At 46.5% G+C, this 16,350-nt stretch carries 13 protein-coding genes; 6 read left to right on the forward strand and 7 right to left on the reverse strand.

The window, feature by feature from the left end; translation table 11 throughout:
* On the reverse strand, window positions 1–1,617 hold the full coding sequence (gene treF / locus C7475_RS06240; RefSeq protein WP_110052313.1) for an alpha,alpha-trehalase TreF: 1,617 nt from the start codon (window positions 1,615–1,617) through the stop codon (window positions 1–3).
* 37 nt (window positions 1,618–1,654) lie between these two features.
* A complete protein-coding gene (locus C7475_RS06245; protein WP_110052315.1) occupies window positions 1,655–1,924 on the reverse strand; it encodes a hypothetical protein in 270 nt (89 codons plus the stop codon).
* Between the two features lie 128 nt (window positions 1,925–2,052).
* Here C7475_RS06245 and C7475_RS06250 point away from each other — a divergent pair, with 128 nt between their 5' ends.
* From C7475_RS06250 to C7475_RS06260, 3 genes are all read left to right on the forward strand, one after another.
* Window positions 2,053–3,150: a DNA alkylation repair protein gene (locus C7475_RS06250; RefSeq protein WP_110052317.1), complete on the forward strand. Its 1,098-nt coding sequence runs from the start codon at window positions 2,053–2,055 to the stop codon at window positions 3,148–3,150.
* Window positions 3,151–3,259: 109 nt separating this feature from the next.
* Window positions 3,260–4,021: a thioredoxin family protein gene (locus C7475_RS06255; RefSeq protein ID WP_110052320.1), complete on the forward strand. Its 762-nt coding sequence runs from the start codon at window positions 3,260–3,262 to the stop codon at window positions 4,019–4,021.
* Between the two features lie 8 nt (window positions 4,022–4,029).
* Window positions 4,030–4,455, forward strand: coding sequence for a hypothetical protein (locus C7475_RS06260; protein WP_110052322.1), 426 nt, complete (start codon window positions 4,030–4,032; stop codon window positions 4,453–4,455).
* Here C7475_RS06260 and C7475_RS06265 read toward each other — a convergent pair.
* Window positions 4,441–5,373: a hypothetical protein gene (locus C7475_RS06265; protein ID WP_110052325.1), complete on the reverse strand. Its 933-nt coding sequence runs from the start codon at window positions 5,371–5,373 to the stop codon at window positions 4,441–4,443. The genes C7475_RS06260 and C7475_RS06265 overlap by 15 nt on opposite strands.
* 193 nt (window positions 5,374–5,566) lie before the next feature.
* Between C7475_RS06265 and C7475_RS06270 the strand changes: the two genes are divergently transcribed.
* Entirely contained in the window at window positions 5,567–6,481 is a 915-nt protein-coding gene (locus C7475_RS06270; RefSeq protein WP_146217490.1) for a hypothetical protein, read from the forward strand.
* Between the two features lie 123 nt (window positions 6,482–6,604).
* Here C7475_RS06270 and C7475_RS06275 read toward each other — a convergent pair whose 3' ends face one another.
* Window positions 6,605–8,314, reverse strand: coding sequence for a GMC oxidoreductase (locus tag C7475_RS06275; protein ID WP_110052331.1), 1,710 nt, complete (start codon window positions 8,312–8,314; stop codon window positions 6,605–6,607).
* Window positions 8,315–8,328: 14 nt separating this feature from the next.
* Window positions 8,329–8,880, reverse strand: coding sequence for a gluconate 2-dehydrogenase subunit 3 family protein (locus C7475_RS06280; RefSeq protein WP_110052333.1), 552 nt, complete (start codon window positions 8,878–8,880; stop codon window positions 8,329–8,331).
* A 122-nt stretch (window positions 8,881–9,002) separates the two neighbouring features.
* Between C7475_RS06280 and C7475_RS06285 the strand changes: the two genes are divergently transcribed.
* A complete protein-coding gene (locus C7475_RS06285) occupies window positions 9,003–10,646 on the forward strand; it encodes a carboxylesterase/lipase family protein (RefSeq protein WP_110052336.1) in 1,644 nt (547 codons plus the stop codon).
* An 890-nt stretch (window positions 10,647–11,536) separates the two neighbouring features.
* Window positions 11,537–12,424, forward strand: coding sequence for a hypothetical protein (locus C7475_RS06290; RefSeq protein WP_110052338.1), 888 nt, complete (start codon window positions 11,537–11,539; stop codon window positions 12,422–12,424).
* Between the two features lie 185 nt (window positions 12,425–12,609).
* Here the strand turns inward: C7475_RS06290 and C7475_RS06295 are convergent, their stop codons facing one another.
* Both C7475_RS06295 and C7475_RS06300 read right to left on the reverse strand, forming a co-directional pair.
* A complete protein-coding gene (locus C7475_RS06295) occupies window positions 12,610–13,983 on the reverse strand; it encodes an MFS transporter (protein WP_110052340.1) in 1,374 nt (457 codons plus the stop codon).
* Window positions 13,984–13,995: 12 nt separating this feature from the next.
* Window positions 13,996–16,320, reverse strand: a complete 2,325-nt coding sequence (locus C7475_RS06300; protein ID WP_110052342.1) for a glycoside hydrolase family 65 protein — start codon at window positions 16,318–16,320, stop codon at window positions 13,996–13,998.
* Window positions 16,321–16,350 lie beyond the last annotated feature (30 nt).

Genomic DNA, 16,350 nt, shown 5'->3' on the forward strand with positions numbered 1-16,350 from the left:
TTATAAGGTATCAATATTTTTTGCATTATTCAATATGCCTTCCTGTTGCATGTGCAATATTTTCAACAGGACGCCATTCGTCCATCCGAACCCGTCCTGGTTAGGATATTCGCCTCCTCCACCCGGCAGCGAGGTGTCTTTCACGTTATACTTCTCCAGCAGTTTGCCGGTTTGTTTAAATACGCGGATATTCTGATGTGCCCAGCGCCCGGCAATGTCCGACGCAAGGGAATCATTATCATAGGTCAGTAAGCCTGATATGGCCATCCAGTGAAGCGGCGCCCAACCATTAGGCGCATCCCATTGCTCCCCGGTTTCGATAGGCGTGGAAACCAGTCCGCCGGGATAGAGGAACTGTTGTTTTAATACTCTCGCCACACTATCAGCCTGTCCTTTGCGTGCCATTCCAAAAAATAAGGGGTATGTACCTCCCAGGCTCAATACAGGCGTGCGGGCACCTTTTTTAAAGTCATAGTCCCGGAAAAAGCCTGTCTTCGCATCCCAGCAATAGCGTTGAATGGCATCTCTGCGAAGGGCCGCGGCAGCTTCATATTGCAGTACTTTTGGGGTATTGCCTTTCATACGATAGGCGTCGCTCAATGTCATTTCCAGGTTATATAACAGGCAGTTGAGATCTACAGGGACGATGTCTGTAATGTGGATAGAGCCCAGTGTCTTCTCATCGGCCAGCCAGCGGGCGCTGAAGTCCCAGCCTGATTCAGCGCAGGTACGCAGTTCCTGGTAAACCTGCTCGACCGGCTGACGGCCGGATGTTTTAGCGGTATTGATATCTTCCGTCCATGCCTCTTCCCTGGGCCAGTTCCCCCTGTCGTAATAACGATTGAGGGTGGCGCCATCGGGCAGGATGACCAGGTGTTCACCGGTCTTACCATCCGCAGTTTTCTTCATCCAGAAATGGTATTCCTTTTCCAGGGCATCAAGGTAGGTGGTCAGCAGCTCCTGCTTACGATCTTCTTTAGCGGAGATCAGCAACTGAAGCATCAGGGCGAAATAAGGCGGTTGCGAACGTGTGAGGTAATAGGTGCGGTTGCCGTTAGGGATAAATCCATAGGTACGGATCAGGAAGGCGAAGTTCTTTATCATGCTTTCTACAAGGTCGGTACGGCCGCTTTCTTTCAGTCCCAACATCGTGAAATAGCTGTCCCAGTAATATACCTCACGGAAACGCCCCCCCGGTACAACATAAGCGCCCGGCAAACTGATAAGGGAGCCCCATGTACTGGTGCTGTCAGGCTCCCGTTTAAGGACAGTCCACAGCGATTCAATGTGCGCGATAACGTCCTGCATCGTATCAGTATGATATTGCAGTGTAGTACCGGCAGGCACGTTAAAATACTTCTGTACAAACGATACCAGACTAAATCCTTCATCGCCCTGCTCTTTTGCATAATAGCGGAGCACCTTTTCGGGCGCGTCCTTTGGAGAACAGTCCGCAAATGTTTTGCTGTCCGGGAATACGTGGGCAGATTGTACGGCTTCAAATAAACCGGGGAATTCCTGCCGGGGAGAACGTTCTTTGATTTGGGGTGGCTGCTGTTGTTTACAGGCAATACCACATGCCATTGCACTGGCAATGAACAAGAGTTTTCCATTCATACGTTACGTGGTTTCTATAATTATACGCGCTCTCTGCTTACCGGTTAATACGGTTCAGCAGGATGGCGAAAGATCGCATATGTACGCGGGTTGCGTTGACATCACTTTCCGATCCCTCCAACAATTGCCTGGTGTCTTCCATCTGGCTTAGCAACACAGGTGATATAAAAGTATATTTTTTCACGATGTTAATGGCTTCATCTACCTGAGGCATTGCATAGCTGTTTATCCTAAAGGTGTAAGGCGGGTCAAGGAAATAGGATTTGATCTCTGCAAGACGAATGATATCCTGATTACTTATTTTCATAATTACCCCTTTTCTGACAAAACAAAATGCAAAGTTACGCTATTACCGGGGGATACGGATAAATTAATCTCTATACAACCTTAACCGCGACAATCCTTACTTTTGCAACTCCTGTAAAATACCTTACTATGAGCAGTTTGCTGAAAGACATTTACTCCCCGGCCTTTTACAATAGTTTGTCCGATGTGCTTACCCAGACAGTACCGGCCTTCAATAAACAAAAGTTTATCAAAAAGATTTACCAGGAAGGGTTTGAAGACAAAGAACTGAAGGAGCGGATGAAGCATACTACAGAGGTATTACACGCATTTCTGCCTGCCGATTATGAGCAGGCCATTCCACTGATCGAAAAGACCATTAACGCCCTCAGAAAGGCCGGATACGGGGAAGCGCTGGAGTTCATCTTCTTTCCAGACTACCTGGCTACTTATGGACTGGAACACTATGAAACGTCGGTAAAGGCGCTGGAGTTCGTAACACAGTTCATTACCTGCGAATTTGCCATACGTCCCTTTATCCTGAAATATGGCGACAGGATGTTGCACCAGATGCTGGCCTGGTCTTTACATAAAAGTGAAAAAGTAAGGCGGCTTGCCAGTGAAGGCAGCCGGCCCCGTCTTCCGTGGGCTATGGCCATCCCTTTTCTGAAAAAAGACCCCTCTCCCATACTTCCCATCCTGGAAAATCTGAAACAGGACCCTTCCGAATCGGTAAGACGCAGTGTGGCGAACAGCCTGAACGACATTGCCAAAGACAATCCGGCTGTTGTTAAAGCCATTGCAGCAAAATGGAAAGGGATCAGTAAAGAAACCGATGCGATCATCAAACATGGTTCCCGCACTTTGCTGAAACAAGGTGATAAAGACATCCTGCAACATTATGGACTGGATAGCACCCATGTGGCCTTCAGCGACTTCAGGATACTGACGCCCAAAGTAAAGACGGGCGACAGCCTGGAGTTCTCATTTGTTATCAGGAATAAAGATGCGCAGCCGCAGACTATCAGGCTGGAATATGGGGTGCACTACCTGAAGCAGAACGGGACCTTATCCAAAAAAGTATTTAAGATCAGCGAGAAGATATATGCCCCTGGCGAGCGGGCAGAGATCCTCCGGAAACAATCCTTCCGGCTTATTACTACCCGTGTATTTTACACCGGCAAGCACCAGTTATCGATCATCATCAATGGTGAGGAATATCCTGCCAAAGCCTTTGAATTGGTATAGGGCTATTCAGACATCCATTTGTCTCAATTCCCCCCCTAAATTGGCAATAATGCCCAGCGGTTTATTGTACGCATAATTGGACATTTGTAGTACACTAAACCTCAAAGACATGAAAGAACATATCGCTGATCAAACCGCTACTGCTGATCATACCGTAGTGTCTCAAAAAGAATGGATAGAAGCCCGCAAGCAACTGATGCTGAAGGAAAAGGAGCTCACCCACCTGAAAGACGAACTGACCAAACAGCGTATGCAGCTCCCCTGGGTAAAGGTTGAAAAGAACTACGTATTCCAGGGACCAGATCGTGAATACTCCCTGTCAGACCTTTTTGACGGCCGCAGTCAGCTGATCGTGCAACATTTCATGTTGGGGCCTGGCTGGAAAGAGGGTTGTCCGGGCTGTTCCTTCCTGGCCGACCATGTGGATGGCACATTACCTCACCTGATGAACCATGATGTATCGTACGTAGCTGTTTCAAGGGGTACCATGAGTGATATTGAACCTTTCCAGAAACGGATGGGCTGGGGTTTCAAATGGGTATCTTCCAACAAAAGCGATTTCAATTATGATTTCCATGTATCTGCTACGGAAGAGGAAATTGCTAAAAATGAGATGATCTACAATTATGAAACAATTCCTGTATCGGAGGAAGAACTGCCTGGTTACAGTGTATTTTACAAAGATGAGAATGGAGACATCTTTCATACCTATTCCACTTACGCCAGAGGAGCAGACATTCTGCTCAACACATACAATTTCCTGGAAATGACGCCGAAGGGACGTAATGAAGAAAGTACTATGGATTGGGTAAAACACCATGATAAATATCAAACCCAGGCTCCGGAACACAGTTGCTGCAGCCACAATTAACGGATATCATGAGTACATTCAATTGTTGCAGGGGGCGTGCCGCAAGGATCGCCGCCTGCAATACTCCTTCATCAACAGCAGCTCCGGTTGAAACAGCTGTTCCGGTTTCTATGATTAAACCGGATAGTTTTTTCAGACGGGCGGGCCGTTCCATTAAACCCTTACTACCGGCCTTTCTCCTGGCTATTGTTCCCAAGTGTCCTTTCTGCCTTGCGGCGTATGTTGCTTTAGGTACAGGGATCGGCCTGTCGGTCACAAGTGCTCGATTACTTCATATTTCCTTATTATGTGCGGGGCTGATACCCTTATCATTGTTTGCTGCGAAGCATATCAGGGACCACTTCTTCCCTGTTCCATTTGCAGGATGGCACCCGCAGGTATTTACAGGCATGGCCGGCATCCTGATAGGGAGCAGTATTTTATGGCTGTTTTGAATTGAATACCAGCAAACACCAGTCTATCAGTTCCTTCTGATCAACGATACTCCATGCATTCGGAAGCCTGTCTTCACCATCGTATCCCTTATTTTCTGTAGTGATAAGTTCTGCATTAGTATTACCGTTCACCTTTAGCTGGTTGATCATTCCGGCAGCATCCAGGGCATTCATACCGTAGTAATCTTTCTGTCTGTTCTCAATCCACCAATTAATGTCTGGCTCAGTATACAGCCTTACATGCATGTTGTTCAACAGGCCTGCATTGCCACCTTTGGCGGCGGTATAGGAATAAGGCGATAGTTGCTGATATGCGGACTGGTTTCGCCCCGGAATATCTTTTATCTCACGAAAAAACATGTCGTTCAAAGCCAGCGCTTCTATTACGGCGCCAACATTATCTTTTCGTTCAATAGAATGAGCAGCATCATACCACATGCGTTCATAATCGAGCGGCGGATCTGCAGCAAAGACACCGGTTGTTTTAATGTGGTAAACCGATTTTCCCGCAGCGCAATACTGGGCATAACGTATAGCGCCTGTACCTCCGTCTGACATTCCACCTATAATAATTTTATCTGCAGGCACCTTATGTGCAGTTACTATTTCATGGATCAGTGTATCGATACAACGTAATACGACCTTCCCGACCATATTTTGGTTGAAGCGGTCTGAATACCCCGGAGTAATACAGGCTACCAGAATGCCCTTCTCCATAGCGTATTCATTGCCGGTAGCAGAGAGCTCCTGGTTGTTTAATACCAATATTCCCTTTACAGGAACTGAGGGGATCAGCTTTACGTAGAAGTTATGTGTGGTGTCGTGGGCATCCCGGTATACATACTTCATTTTCTGGGCGCTTACCTTCAAATAGGAGAAACAGAAAAAAAGGAAGAAATAATAACTTTTCACAGGCATATTATTGAGTAGTTAAATATAATCATTTGCCGCTGGGGAATAAATGATATCTTCGTATCCGTCAAAGCAACCTATGAGATTTCCCGGGAACAAAGTCCCGCAATATACCTATATGCAAACCACCCAACCCTTAACGCAAGAGGAACTTGCTTTTCTTAAAAAATTTCAGGGCGATAGTAAATCTTCAGTGATCATGGCCTTTATAGTAGGCGCTATAATAGCCCTGATCGGCACGATACTGCTCATATTTGTATGGGACCAGGTAGCGCTCTTTGCCAGATTTGCGATAGCGGGCTTTCTGATAATCGGTTCTCTTGCAGTACGCGCCGCCATTAAAAAATACTTCAAAAACAAAACCGAAGAGGAACATCCTTCACATGGGCAGATGAAACAGGTTTACTCCGGAGTGCTTAGTCATACGGAAGTGATCAAACAAGAATACGTACGCTACCATTTCAATGGATTCACTGTTGACGCCTGGATTGCAGCACCGAATACAGGTCATCCCAAACCTCACTTCAGCTATGTACCAATAACTGAGCAATTTGCAACAATGACGAATGTTCACGTTACGCTCTCAGTAACACAACTGGAGCCCGGTATTAATGTTGTAATTGGCATCCACTATGATCAGCAATATTATACAGAATCCCAACAGCCAATGGATGTAGAAGACAAAAAGAAGCTGTTAAAAAGCGGAAGGAATAGTGCGGGCTGTTTCATATATGGAGCAGCATTCTGCTTTATTCTTTTTAATGTCGTTTCAAAGTTTAACTTCAATACGTTTCTTGTAACGTTAGTACTCTTTGTAATACCCGCCCTATTCTGCATCCGTCATCTATATCGTACGGCGGGTAAAAATGTGCAGGCAGACGGATATAAGTTCATCATCAAAACGATCATTACTGAGAAATTAAACCAGCGTATCCCGTCAAGTGATAACGATCGTCACTACCATTATTTAAGGCTTGGAAGCGGCTGGCTGACAGAGGTTACCGGTGCAAAGAGTTATAAGAGCAAATGCAATCCGGGAGATGAGATCGTACTGGAATATGAAGTGCGTAAAAGCGGAGGAAAGGGCACCCTACTGGAGATCAGGAATGCGTAGTATATTATTATTGCTGCCTTAAAAACAAAACAGCATGTATTACCCTATTGTGACCAATTCTAAGAGCAAAAAAAAGCGTCTCATACTTCATGTGGTATGAGACGCCTTTTACTATTAATGTTCTTATATTTCGCCTTTCTTCAGCTGAGACACCGCATAGTCTACCGCCCTGGCAGTTAACGCCATATAGGTCAATGACGGGTTCTGTGTTGAAGTTGAAGTCATGCTGGCGCCATCTGTTACAAATACGTTACTCACCGCATGCATCTGGTTCCATTTATTCAGCATGGACGTTTTAGGGTCTTTACCCATACGCACACCGCCCATTTCATGGATATCCAATCCAGGCGCCTGTTTTGAGTCTTCCGTTCTGATATTGGTGAAGCCTGCTTTGGTATACATTTCAGTCATCTGTTCGAAGAAGTCTTTCAACATCTTCTCGTCATTATCATCGTAACCGAGATTCACGTGAAGTACAGGCATGTCCCATTCGTCTTTCTTCGTTTTATCGAGCGTTATCTGACTTTCTTCTTTAGGGATGGTTTCTCCCATCATATGAGAGCCTACATACCAGTTACCCATTTCCTGGTTGAACAGCTGATCTTTCAGCTGCTGACCAAAACCATCATGACTGTTCCAGGTACGTCTGCCGGTACTGAAACCTGCTGCATAACCACGAAGGAAATCTGTTTCCTGTTTCACAACGTTGCGGAACCTCGGGATGTAGGCACTCGTAGGACTACGGCCTTCTGTGGTAAAGTCCAGCAGACCGTCATAGTCGGCGGAGATACGACCGCGATAGTTATGGAACGCAAAATATTTACCCAGTACGCCGCTGTCATTTCCTAAACCATTCGGGAAACGGTTGGAAGTAGAGTTCAGCAGGATCAGGTTTGTATTAACGGCGGCAGCATTCACAAAAATGACCTTTGCATAGTACTCGGTCGTTTCTTTGGTCAGCGCGTCCACTACACGTACACCGGTTGCTTTTCCTTTCTGGTCATCGTAAATAACAGAGTGAACAACTGCGTGCGGATGCAGGGTCAGGTTACCCGTCTTTTCCGCCCAGGGCAGTGTAGACGAGTTACTGCTGAAGTAACCACCAAACGGACATCCACGTTGACAGAGCGTTCTTTTCTGACACTTCACCCTACCTTGCTGAAGGTGGATAGGCTGCGGCTCAGTAAGATGCGCACAACGGCCATATATGACGTGGCGGTCATTATAATTTTTTGATACAAAACCTTTGAAGTAGTTCTCTACGGCGGTCATTTCCAGTGGTGGCAGGAACTCGCCATCCGGCAGGTTAGCGATGCCGTCTTTATTACCGGAGATCCCTACGAATTTCTCTACGTAGCTGTACCACGGAGCGATATCCGCATAACGGATAGGCCAGTCTACAGCGAAACCGTCCCTGGCAGGGCCTTCAAAATCGAAGTCGCTCCAGCGTTGTGTTTGTCTTGCCCAGAGGAGTGATTTACCGCCTACCTGGTATCCGCGGATCCAGTCGAAAGGTTTGTCCTGTTCGTAAGGATGTTCCTTATCCTTTACAAAGAAGTGCATAGCATCTTCTTTAAAGGCATAACAACGGCTTACAACAGGTGCTTCGTCCTGTATTGCCTGTGGGACCTGTCCTCTGTGAGGGAATTCCCAGGGCATCTTATTTGTTGTCGGATAATCTTTGAGATGTTTTACGTCGCGGCCCCTTTCCAGTACCAGTGTTTTTAATCCTTTCTCCGTGAACTCCTTTGCAGCCCATCCTCCACTGATACCTGACCCAATTACAATCGCATCGAATGTGCGGTCCTGAGCGCCTGTATTAATATTCGCCATACTGATATATAAAATTAAGCTGTCCTTTTAGGGATCGGTTTAACAGGTACGCTTCCGTGGTAACGTGCAGGTACCAGCTCGTATACCTGTACCTTAGTGAGATAATATTCGGAATTGGTATATCCTGTAATGATGAAATGTTTTGCGCTGCGGTAAAATGAGGCAGCGGCATCCTTGCCGGCATCAGCAGCTTCCAGTTCTTTCAGTAGAGATTCTCTTTCAGCCGGACTGCTTTTTACAAAAGAGTGCCCGTTCTTTTTCTCACACAGGTCTGAAAATGCTTTCATGCCTGCCATGAATTTCTCCTGGTCCTCTTTTCTCAGGCAATCATCTACCATTGTAAGGGTAAATAAATGCGTATTCAGATCCTTTGCCCCCGGTGTAGCGGTGGTTGGGATCAATGTATCTGCCAGCGCTGCCAGCATACTCTCCCCTTCAGCATCTACGGCTATATTCTTCAGTGAGATGGAGGCGGGAGACGGTTTCCGCAAACAGGAAGGCAACAAAGCCAAACCTGCGGATACTACTAAGACCTGTTTTAACGCGGTTCGTCTATTTACTAGCATGAATAGATTTTGTTTACATACAAGCCGATAAGGTATAAGTTATAATTAATATTTCCAAGCCAATTGTTTGCTAATTTCCGATGTAGTAACTTCAGTGCCATCTCCACATTAATATACATGTTATGAAATTATATTGTTTATCGCTCCTCCTGTTGGGCCAGCTGGGCTGGCTACCGGGTATGTCCCAATCCCGGAACGGTGTATCTCTCCAAGTTGTCAAGACCGAAAACGGCCGTATTCAGGGCACCAGGACTAATCCTGCCGGTATCAACATGTACAAGGGCATCCCCTATGCGCAGCCGCCTGTAGGTCCGCTTCGCTGGAAGGCCCCGCAGCCTGTAAATGCCTGGGATACCATCCTGAAAGCCGATCATTTCGGTCCGAGGGCAATGCAGGGGAATATCTTCGGAGATATGGGTTTCCGTTCCAATGGCATGAGTGAAGACTGCTTATACCTGAATATCTGGGCGCCTGCACAGCCTTCTAAACAGAAGCGGCCGGTACTGGTCTATTTCTATGGCGGCGGGATGGTGGCAGGAGACGGTTCAGAAGCCCGTTATGATGGTGAAAGTATGGCCAGGAAGGGTATTGTGGCGCTGACCGTGAATTACAGGCTAGGCATATTCGGATTGCTGGCCCATCCTGATCTGTCGAAAGAAGCACCTTATCATACTTCGGGCAATTATACCCTGCTGGACCAGCAAGCCGCCCTGGCCTGGGTTAAAAAGAATATTGCCGCCTTTGGCGGAGATCCTGACAGGGTAACTATTGCAGGAGAATCAGCCGGTTCTATTTCCGTATCCGCCCTGATGGCCTCTCCCCTATCCAAAGACATGATTAACGGCGCTATCGGTGAAAGCGGCGCTATGATCTTCCCGACCATGCCACCTGCCAGTAAGGAAGACGCTGAAAAGAACGGTGTAGCCTTTGCCAATGCCATTGGCGCCACTTCTCTTGAGGCGTTACGTGCCATTCCCGCGGAAGAGCTGTTAAGAAGAGCTTCCGGGCCGGATATGCCGCATTTCTCGACCAATGTGGATGGTTATGTGCTGCCTAAAAAACCGGTGGAGATCTTTGCCGCAGGAGAACAGGCACATGTACCGCTCCTGGTAGGCTGGAATTCGGCAGAAGTACCTTACCGTGCATTACTCTGGAAAGATGATCCTACACCGGAGAACTATGAAAAAAAGATCAGGGAATTATATCCTGCAGATGCTACGGAAGTACTCCGGTTATACCCCGGCAATACAACAGAAGAAGTGATCTCTTCTGCCACTGACCTGGCCAGCGACCGGTTCATTGTATACAGCACCTGGAAATGGGCCGCGCTTCATACCGCTACGAGTCAGCAACCGGTATACCGTTATATCTTTTCACGCAGCCGTCCGCCGATGGCACCTAAGATGGGGAATGCTAAACCTGGCCTCGCAGGTGGTGTGATCAAGGCCAGTTCTCCGCAACCGGCGGCTAAACCGGCGGAAGTATTTAAAGGCGCTCCGCATGCGGCGGAGATCGAGTATGCTATGGGGAACCTCCGGCATAATAAAGTGTATGCCTGGACGAAAGAAGATTACATGGTGTCGGCTACTATGCTGAACTACTTCGCTAACTTTGTTAAGACAGGTAATCCGAATGGGGTTGCTATGGCTAAATGGGAGGCAGATGCTGTTACAGGTTCCAGGTATATGAATATTGATGTAAAGCCTTCGCTTCAGAAAGAGAATAACCGCGAGCGGTATCTCTTCCTTGATAAAGCGTATAAGTAATAAGTTATCGGTCTTGTTTTGGGCAGTATGCAGATTGCGTACTGCCTTTTTTTTGGGCTTACGGTTATTCTAGCGTTGACCTTCTAGCTCGCAGTTTGGATGGAATCACAGGCTGCAGTTCTTTGAAGTTCCTATGCATTTAGCTTTTTTTGGCGGTTAGGCTTTAGTAGCTCTGTTAAACTCCCGGTATGTCGCTTCGGCATACTTCAAATAACTGAGGCCAGTGATTTCCATCCAAATGCTCGCTGCGGCCGGTCTCCAAAATAATTGCAGGACAGCATTATCATTGTTCTCATAACGGTTAGTTTTGGTAACTATTCTTATTGGGATGCGCAGATATCTGTGCTACATTACTCAATCCCGTTTTACGTATTTACATAGACATATTCACTCGTATAACCTCGTATAACCTCGTATAACCTCGTATAACCTCGTATAACCTCGTATAACCTCGTATAACGGACTAGGGTATCCGTAAAATTTGAGTCTCACTATTCAAAAGCATGGCATAACATAAGATGGTATAGCATCCCTTATTGTTAGTGACCAAACTATTTAAATTGGAAGTATGGGCTTAACCAGCATAACATCCTATGTCAGAATACTTAAGATCATCCTCTATCATCAATGCGATATCAGAACACTCATCTTCCTTTTGTTTTGTCAATAGTTGCGTAAACGTTGATCCAGCTGTAGTTACAGCGCACACAGGGATCGACGGAAGCAACTTCTTAGCTTCTTCATAAGAATGAAGACGTTAGTCAATTGGGCAACGCGTAATAAAAAAAGGAAAAAGATTTTTATAACCTCCAGGCAACCTTTCGAATTTACCTCTCGTATTAAGGAGATGACACAAGTGCTCACAATTTGCTTATTTAAAAATTAACACCATGCATTTATTAAAAAGATCTGCACTGGCAATGCTATTGCTTGCCACAGTGATGACTTCATGTTCCGACGATGATGATAACAATGGCCCTCAGTACCCGCCGACAAATCCTCCGGGAGCACAAACAACAATCAAATTAGCTAACAATAGTAAGTTTGGCGCTATATTAACAGATAGTACAGGCAGGTCACTGTACTTCTTTTCTAACGATGCACAAGGTACTCCTACGTGTTCAGGCGGTTGTTCAGCTATATGGCCTACATTCTATGTAGATCCTAATAATCTGACAATAGACAGCACACTGAACAAGGCTGACTTTACCACTGTTACCCGTGCCGACGGCAGTAAACAAACTGTATATAAAGGATGGCCTTTGTATTACTATGCAGATGATGAGAAAGCTGGCGATACTAACGGTGATAACGTTCTTAGCACCTGGTTCGTAGCTAAACCTGACTACAGCGTAATGGTTGCTAACTTCCAGTTAACTGGCAATGACGGTCAGAAGTATGTGCTTGATAATACTGGCAAAATCGTAACAGGAACCGGCCTTTCAAAATACCTTGTTGATGACCGCGGTCATACCCTTTACAAATTCGCAAACGATAAAGCTGGTACAAATACATTCACTAACAACGATGAAACACACAATGCTATCTGGCCTATTTACGAGATCGCAGATGTGAAGAATGTTCCTACCGGTTTTGCTAAAACTGACTTTGCGATTATTACGGTGTTAGGTAAGAAACAAATTACCTACAAAGGCTGGCCAATGTACTACTTCGGTCAGGATGCCAAGGTAATGGGCGCCAACAAAGGTGTGAGCGTACCTTCACCAAATGTATGGCCTGTACTTTATACAACTACAGCTGCTGCACCGTTACCGTAAATCAGCTTATCCATGTAATACTGCCGCACTTGTGTTAAGGCCCGGCAGCATTATATAAGCAGATTGCCCGACCTGGTTGTACCGGGTTGGGCAATCTGTTTTTTATTTGCTTAAGCAACCTGGAAAAGTTCCTGGAGAAAAATCCTAACATCGCAAAGAAGAAAAAGAAATCCTGATGTGGATCACTATGCAACACCGTATGTCGGCATCAGTTTCTCTGCTGCTTTTCTCTCCCTGTCTTTCACATATAGCACCGCTACCGCTGCTATGATCATGAATATGCCGCCCATTACAAGAGCGAAGATCGCTTCATTGTGAAACAGATGTTTTACGATCAGGCCTCCGAAGATGCCGTTCACTATTTGCGGGAAGGTGATGAAGAAATTGAATATTCCCATATAGACGCCTGTTTTATGGGATGGTATGACGCCAGACAGGATCGCGTATGGTGTGGACAGGATACTCCCCCATGCCATACCGATCCCTATCATGGGCCATATAAGCAGGTCTGGATTTTGTATAAAATAAAAAGAGATCAGCGATAGACCTCCGGCTGTTAATGAGATAGCATGTGCCGCCCTGCGCGATGTTTTACGCGCTATATAAGGCAGTATTAATGCATAAATGGCGGATACCGCACTGTAGATACTGAAAAGGAATCCCACTTTATTACCCGCATCTGCAAAGAGCGCGGAGGACGTATCGCCCGGCGGTACTTTATAAATATGCTGGGCTACTGCCGGCGTCGTGAATACCCACATAGAGAACAATGCAAACCAGGAACAGAATTGTACTACGCCCAGTTGCTTCATGGCAGACGGCATGTTAGAGAAATCTTTCAGGATAGTCCTGATGCCTCCTGTATGTGTTTCTGCCGTATGCTCCGGATTGAATTGCGCGAATTCTTCAGGAGAATATTCCCTGGAAGTAAATATGGACCAGAGGATTGTTGCGAGCAGCACCAGTGCGCCTACATAAAAGGAATAGATCACATTATCCGGCACAACACCCGGAGCAGCAGTCTTTGATACTCCGCCATACTCTGCCAGCAGATACGGCAGCGACGAGCCTAAAACAGCCCCTGCGCCTATTAAGAACGTTTGTGCAGAGAACCCCTGACTACGTTGTTCGTCTGGAAGATTATCTGCCACCAATGCACGGAAAGGTTCCATCGCCACATTGATAGATGCGTCCATCAATGTCAGCATACCCGCCCCTATCAATACAGGCGGTAGCAAATAAGCCAATAGTGAGGAATTGGGCAGCAGGATCAACGCCAGTGCCGTAGCGATTGCGCCCACCAGGAAATAAGGACGGCGTCTGCCCAGCCTGTTCCAGGTACGGTCACTGTAATGCCCGATAATGGGCTGTACGATCATACCTGTAAGTGGCGCCGCCAGCCAGAACAATGACAGATGCTCTACTTCTGCTCCATAGGTTTGAAGGATACGGGACGCATTGCCGTTCTGCAATGCAAACCCGAACTGAATACCGAAAAAGCCCATGCTCATATTCCAGATACGTGCAGCAGACAACCGCGGCTTAATCATTCCTTTCATGGGATAAATATTTTAATTGACTAAGTTTCCTTGTTTTGTCGTCACCGTTTTTCCCGCCGGTACCTGTACCGGTTCTCCATAAACGAGTACTGTAATATCCTCCGCAGATCCATTCTCAATATTCACTCCCTGCTGACCCACTTTTATTTTCAGCACTTTTCCTCTGAAACGGATATTGAAGGCAAAAGACTGCCATTTACCAGGCAGGAATGGCGTAAACTGTAATTGGCCCTCTCTCACACGCATACCGGCAAATCCCTCCACTACGCTCATCCAGGTGCCCGCCATTGATGTAATGTGCAAACCGTCTTCCGTATCGTTGTTATAATCATCCAGGTCAAGACGGGAAGTGCGCAGATAGAACTCATGCGCGCGTTGTTCATCTCCCAGCTTCGCCGCTAGTATTGCATGTACGCAGGGCGACAAAGAACTTTCATGTACGGTGCGCGGTTCATAAAAATCAAAGTTACGGCGCAGCGTGTCTATGTCGTAACGGTCTTCGAGGAAGTACAGTCCCTGCAATACGTCGGCCTGTTTGATATAACATGAGCGCAGGATCCGGTCCCAGCTCCATTTCTGGTTCAATGGTCTTTGAGCAGGGTCCAGATCTTTCACAAGGATCTGTTCCTTGTCCATATAACCATCCTGCTGAAGGAAGATGCCCAGTTGTTTATCTTCCGCATAATACATGTTATCGATGATATGCTGCCATTTCTCTGTTTCCCTGCCGGTGTCAAAAGATGTCCGTTTCAGGATAGCTGCATACCTCTCAGGAGCAGTGTCCTTTACCTGTTGTGCTGCCTCTATTGCATATTGCAGGCACCACGTTGCCATTGTGCTGGTGTACCAATTATTGTTTACGTTATTCTCATATTCATTCGGACCGGTTACACCCAGCATCACATACTGGTTACGCGCGTCACTCCAGTTCACCCGTTGCGACCAGAAACGGGCTATACCGATCAGTACTTCCAGTCCATATTCCGCCAGGTAACCTTCATCTCCTGTATAACGAATGTAGTTGAAAATGGCAAAAGCGATAGCTGCATTACGATGAATTTCTTCGAATGTGATCTCCCATTCATTGTGGCATTCTTCGCCGTTCATTGTCACCATCGGGTAGAGTGCCGCACCATTGTTAAAGCCGAGTTTAGCAGCATTTTCAATGGCCTTACCCAGTTGCTTGTAACGATAGATGAGCAGATTCCTTGCTACCTGCTGATCGGCAGTGGCGAGGTAAAAAGGAATACAGTAAGCTTCCGTATCCCAGTAGGTGGAACCACCATATTTCTCACCGGTAAATCCTTTAGGTCCGATGTTGAGACGGGCGTCCTCACCTGTATAGGTCTGGTTCAGCTGGAAGATATTGAAGCGGATACCTTGCTGTGCAGCAGGATCGCCTTCTATGATGATATCACTTTCTTTCCATTTCAACGCCCAGGCAGCAGCCTGTTCGGCCAGCATCATATCAAAACCTTTCGCGGCCGCTTTGCTTACAGCTGTCTCACAGTTGTTATCCAGCGCAGCTGCTGCATGATTTTCTGAAGAAAGATTAGCTGCGTATTTATAGATAATTGTTTCCTGGTTACGGGTCATAAAGACAGCAGTACAACCGCCTACATACTTTTCCCTTCCTTCCGGAGTAACGGTCAGTTGTATTGGTTTGCCATCCTGATGTATACTGAACTGCATACCGGTACATACCAGGAAACCTGTCTTTTTTGTTTTCAATGTCAGGTAAGCACTATTGCCTTCTACATGGGCGTTCATCTCATCCCAGAACTTCTCGTCATAATTGGCGTCCTGGTTCTTTATATCCCCATCGATGTAAGACGTGACCTGTAATGTACCGTCAAAGTTCAATGGCGTGACGCTATAACGGATCGCACCTGTTTCATCATCAACGATACTGCAGAAGCGGGTGGCCACCACACGTACCTGTTTACCACCGGATAAAGTTGCTGTAAATGAGCGCTGCAAATATCCTTCCTGCATGTTCAGTACACGGCGGAAATCACTGACCTGCGCGGTGTGCAGGTCCAGCACTTCATTGTCAATACGTATATCAATACCGATCCAGTTGGCGGCATTCAATACTTTAGCAAAATATTCCGGGTAACCATTCTTCCACCAGCCAACACGGGTCTTATCGGGATAGTACACACCGGCCACATAGTTGCCCTGCAGTGTTTCTCCCGAATAAAACTCTTCAAAGTTGGCCCGCTGCCCCATACGGCCATTGCCCAGGCTGAATATGCTCTCGGAAATCTTATTGTAATGTGGCACAAAACCTTCTTCAATGATGTTCCACCCGTCTATTTTAATGTATTGCTTCATGACTCTTACTAATGGCACCGTTTTGCAAAT

Source organism: Chitinophaga sp. S165 (assembly GCF_003182155.1).
Classification (GTDB): domain Bacteria; phylum Bacteroidota; class Bacteroidia; order Chitinophagales; family Chitinophagaceae; genus Chitinophaga.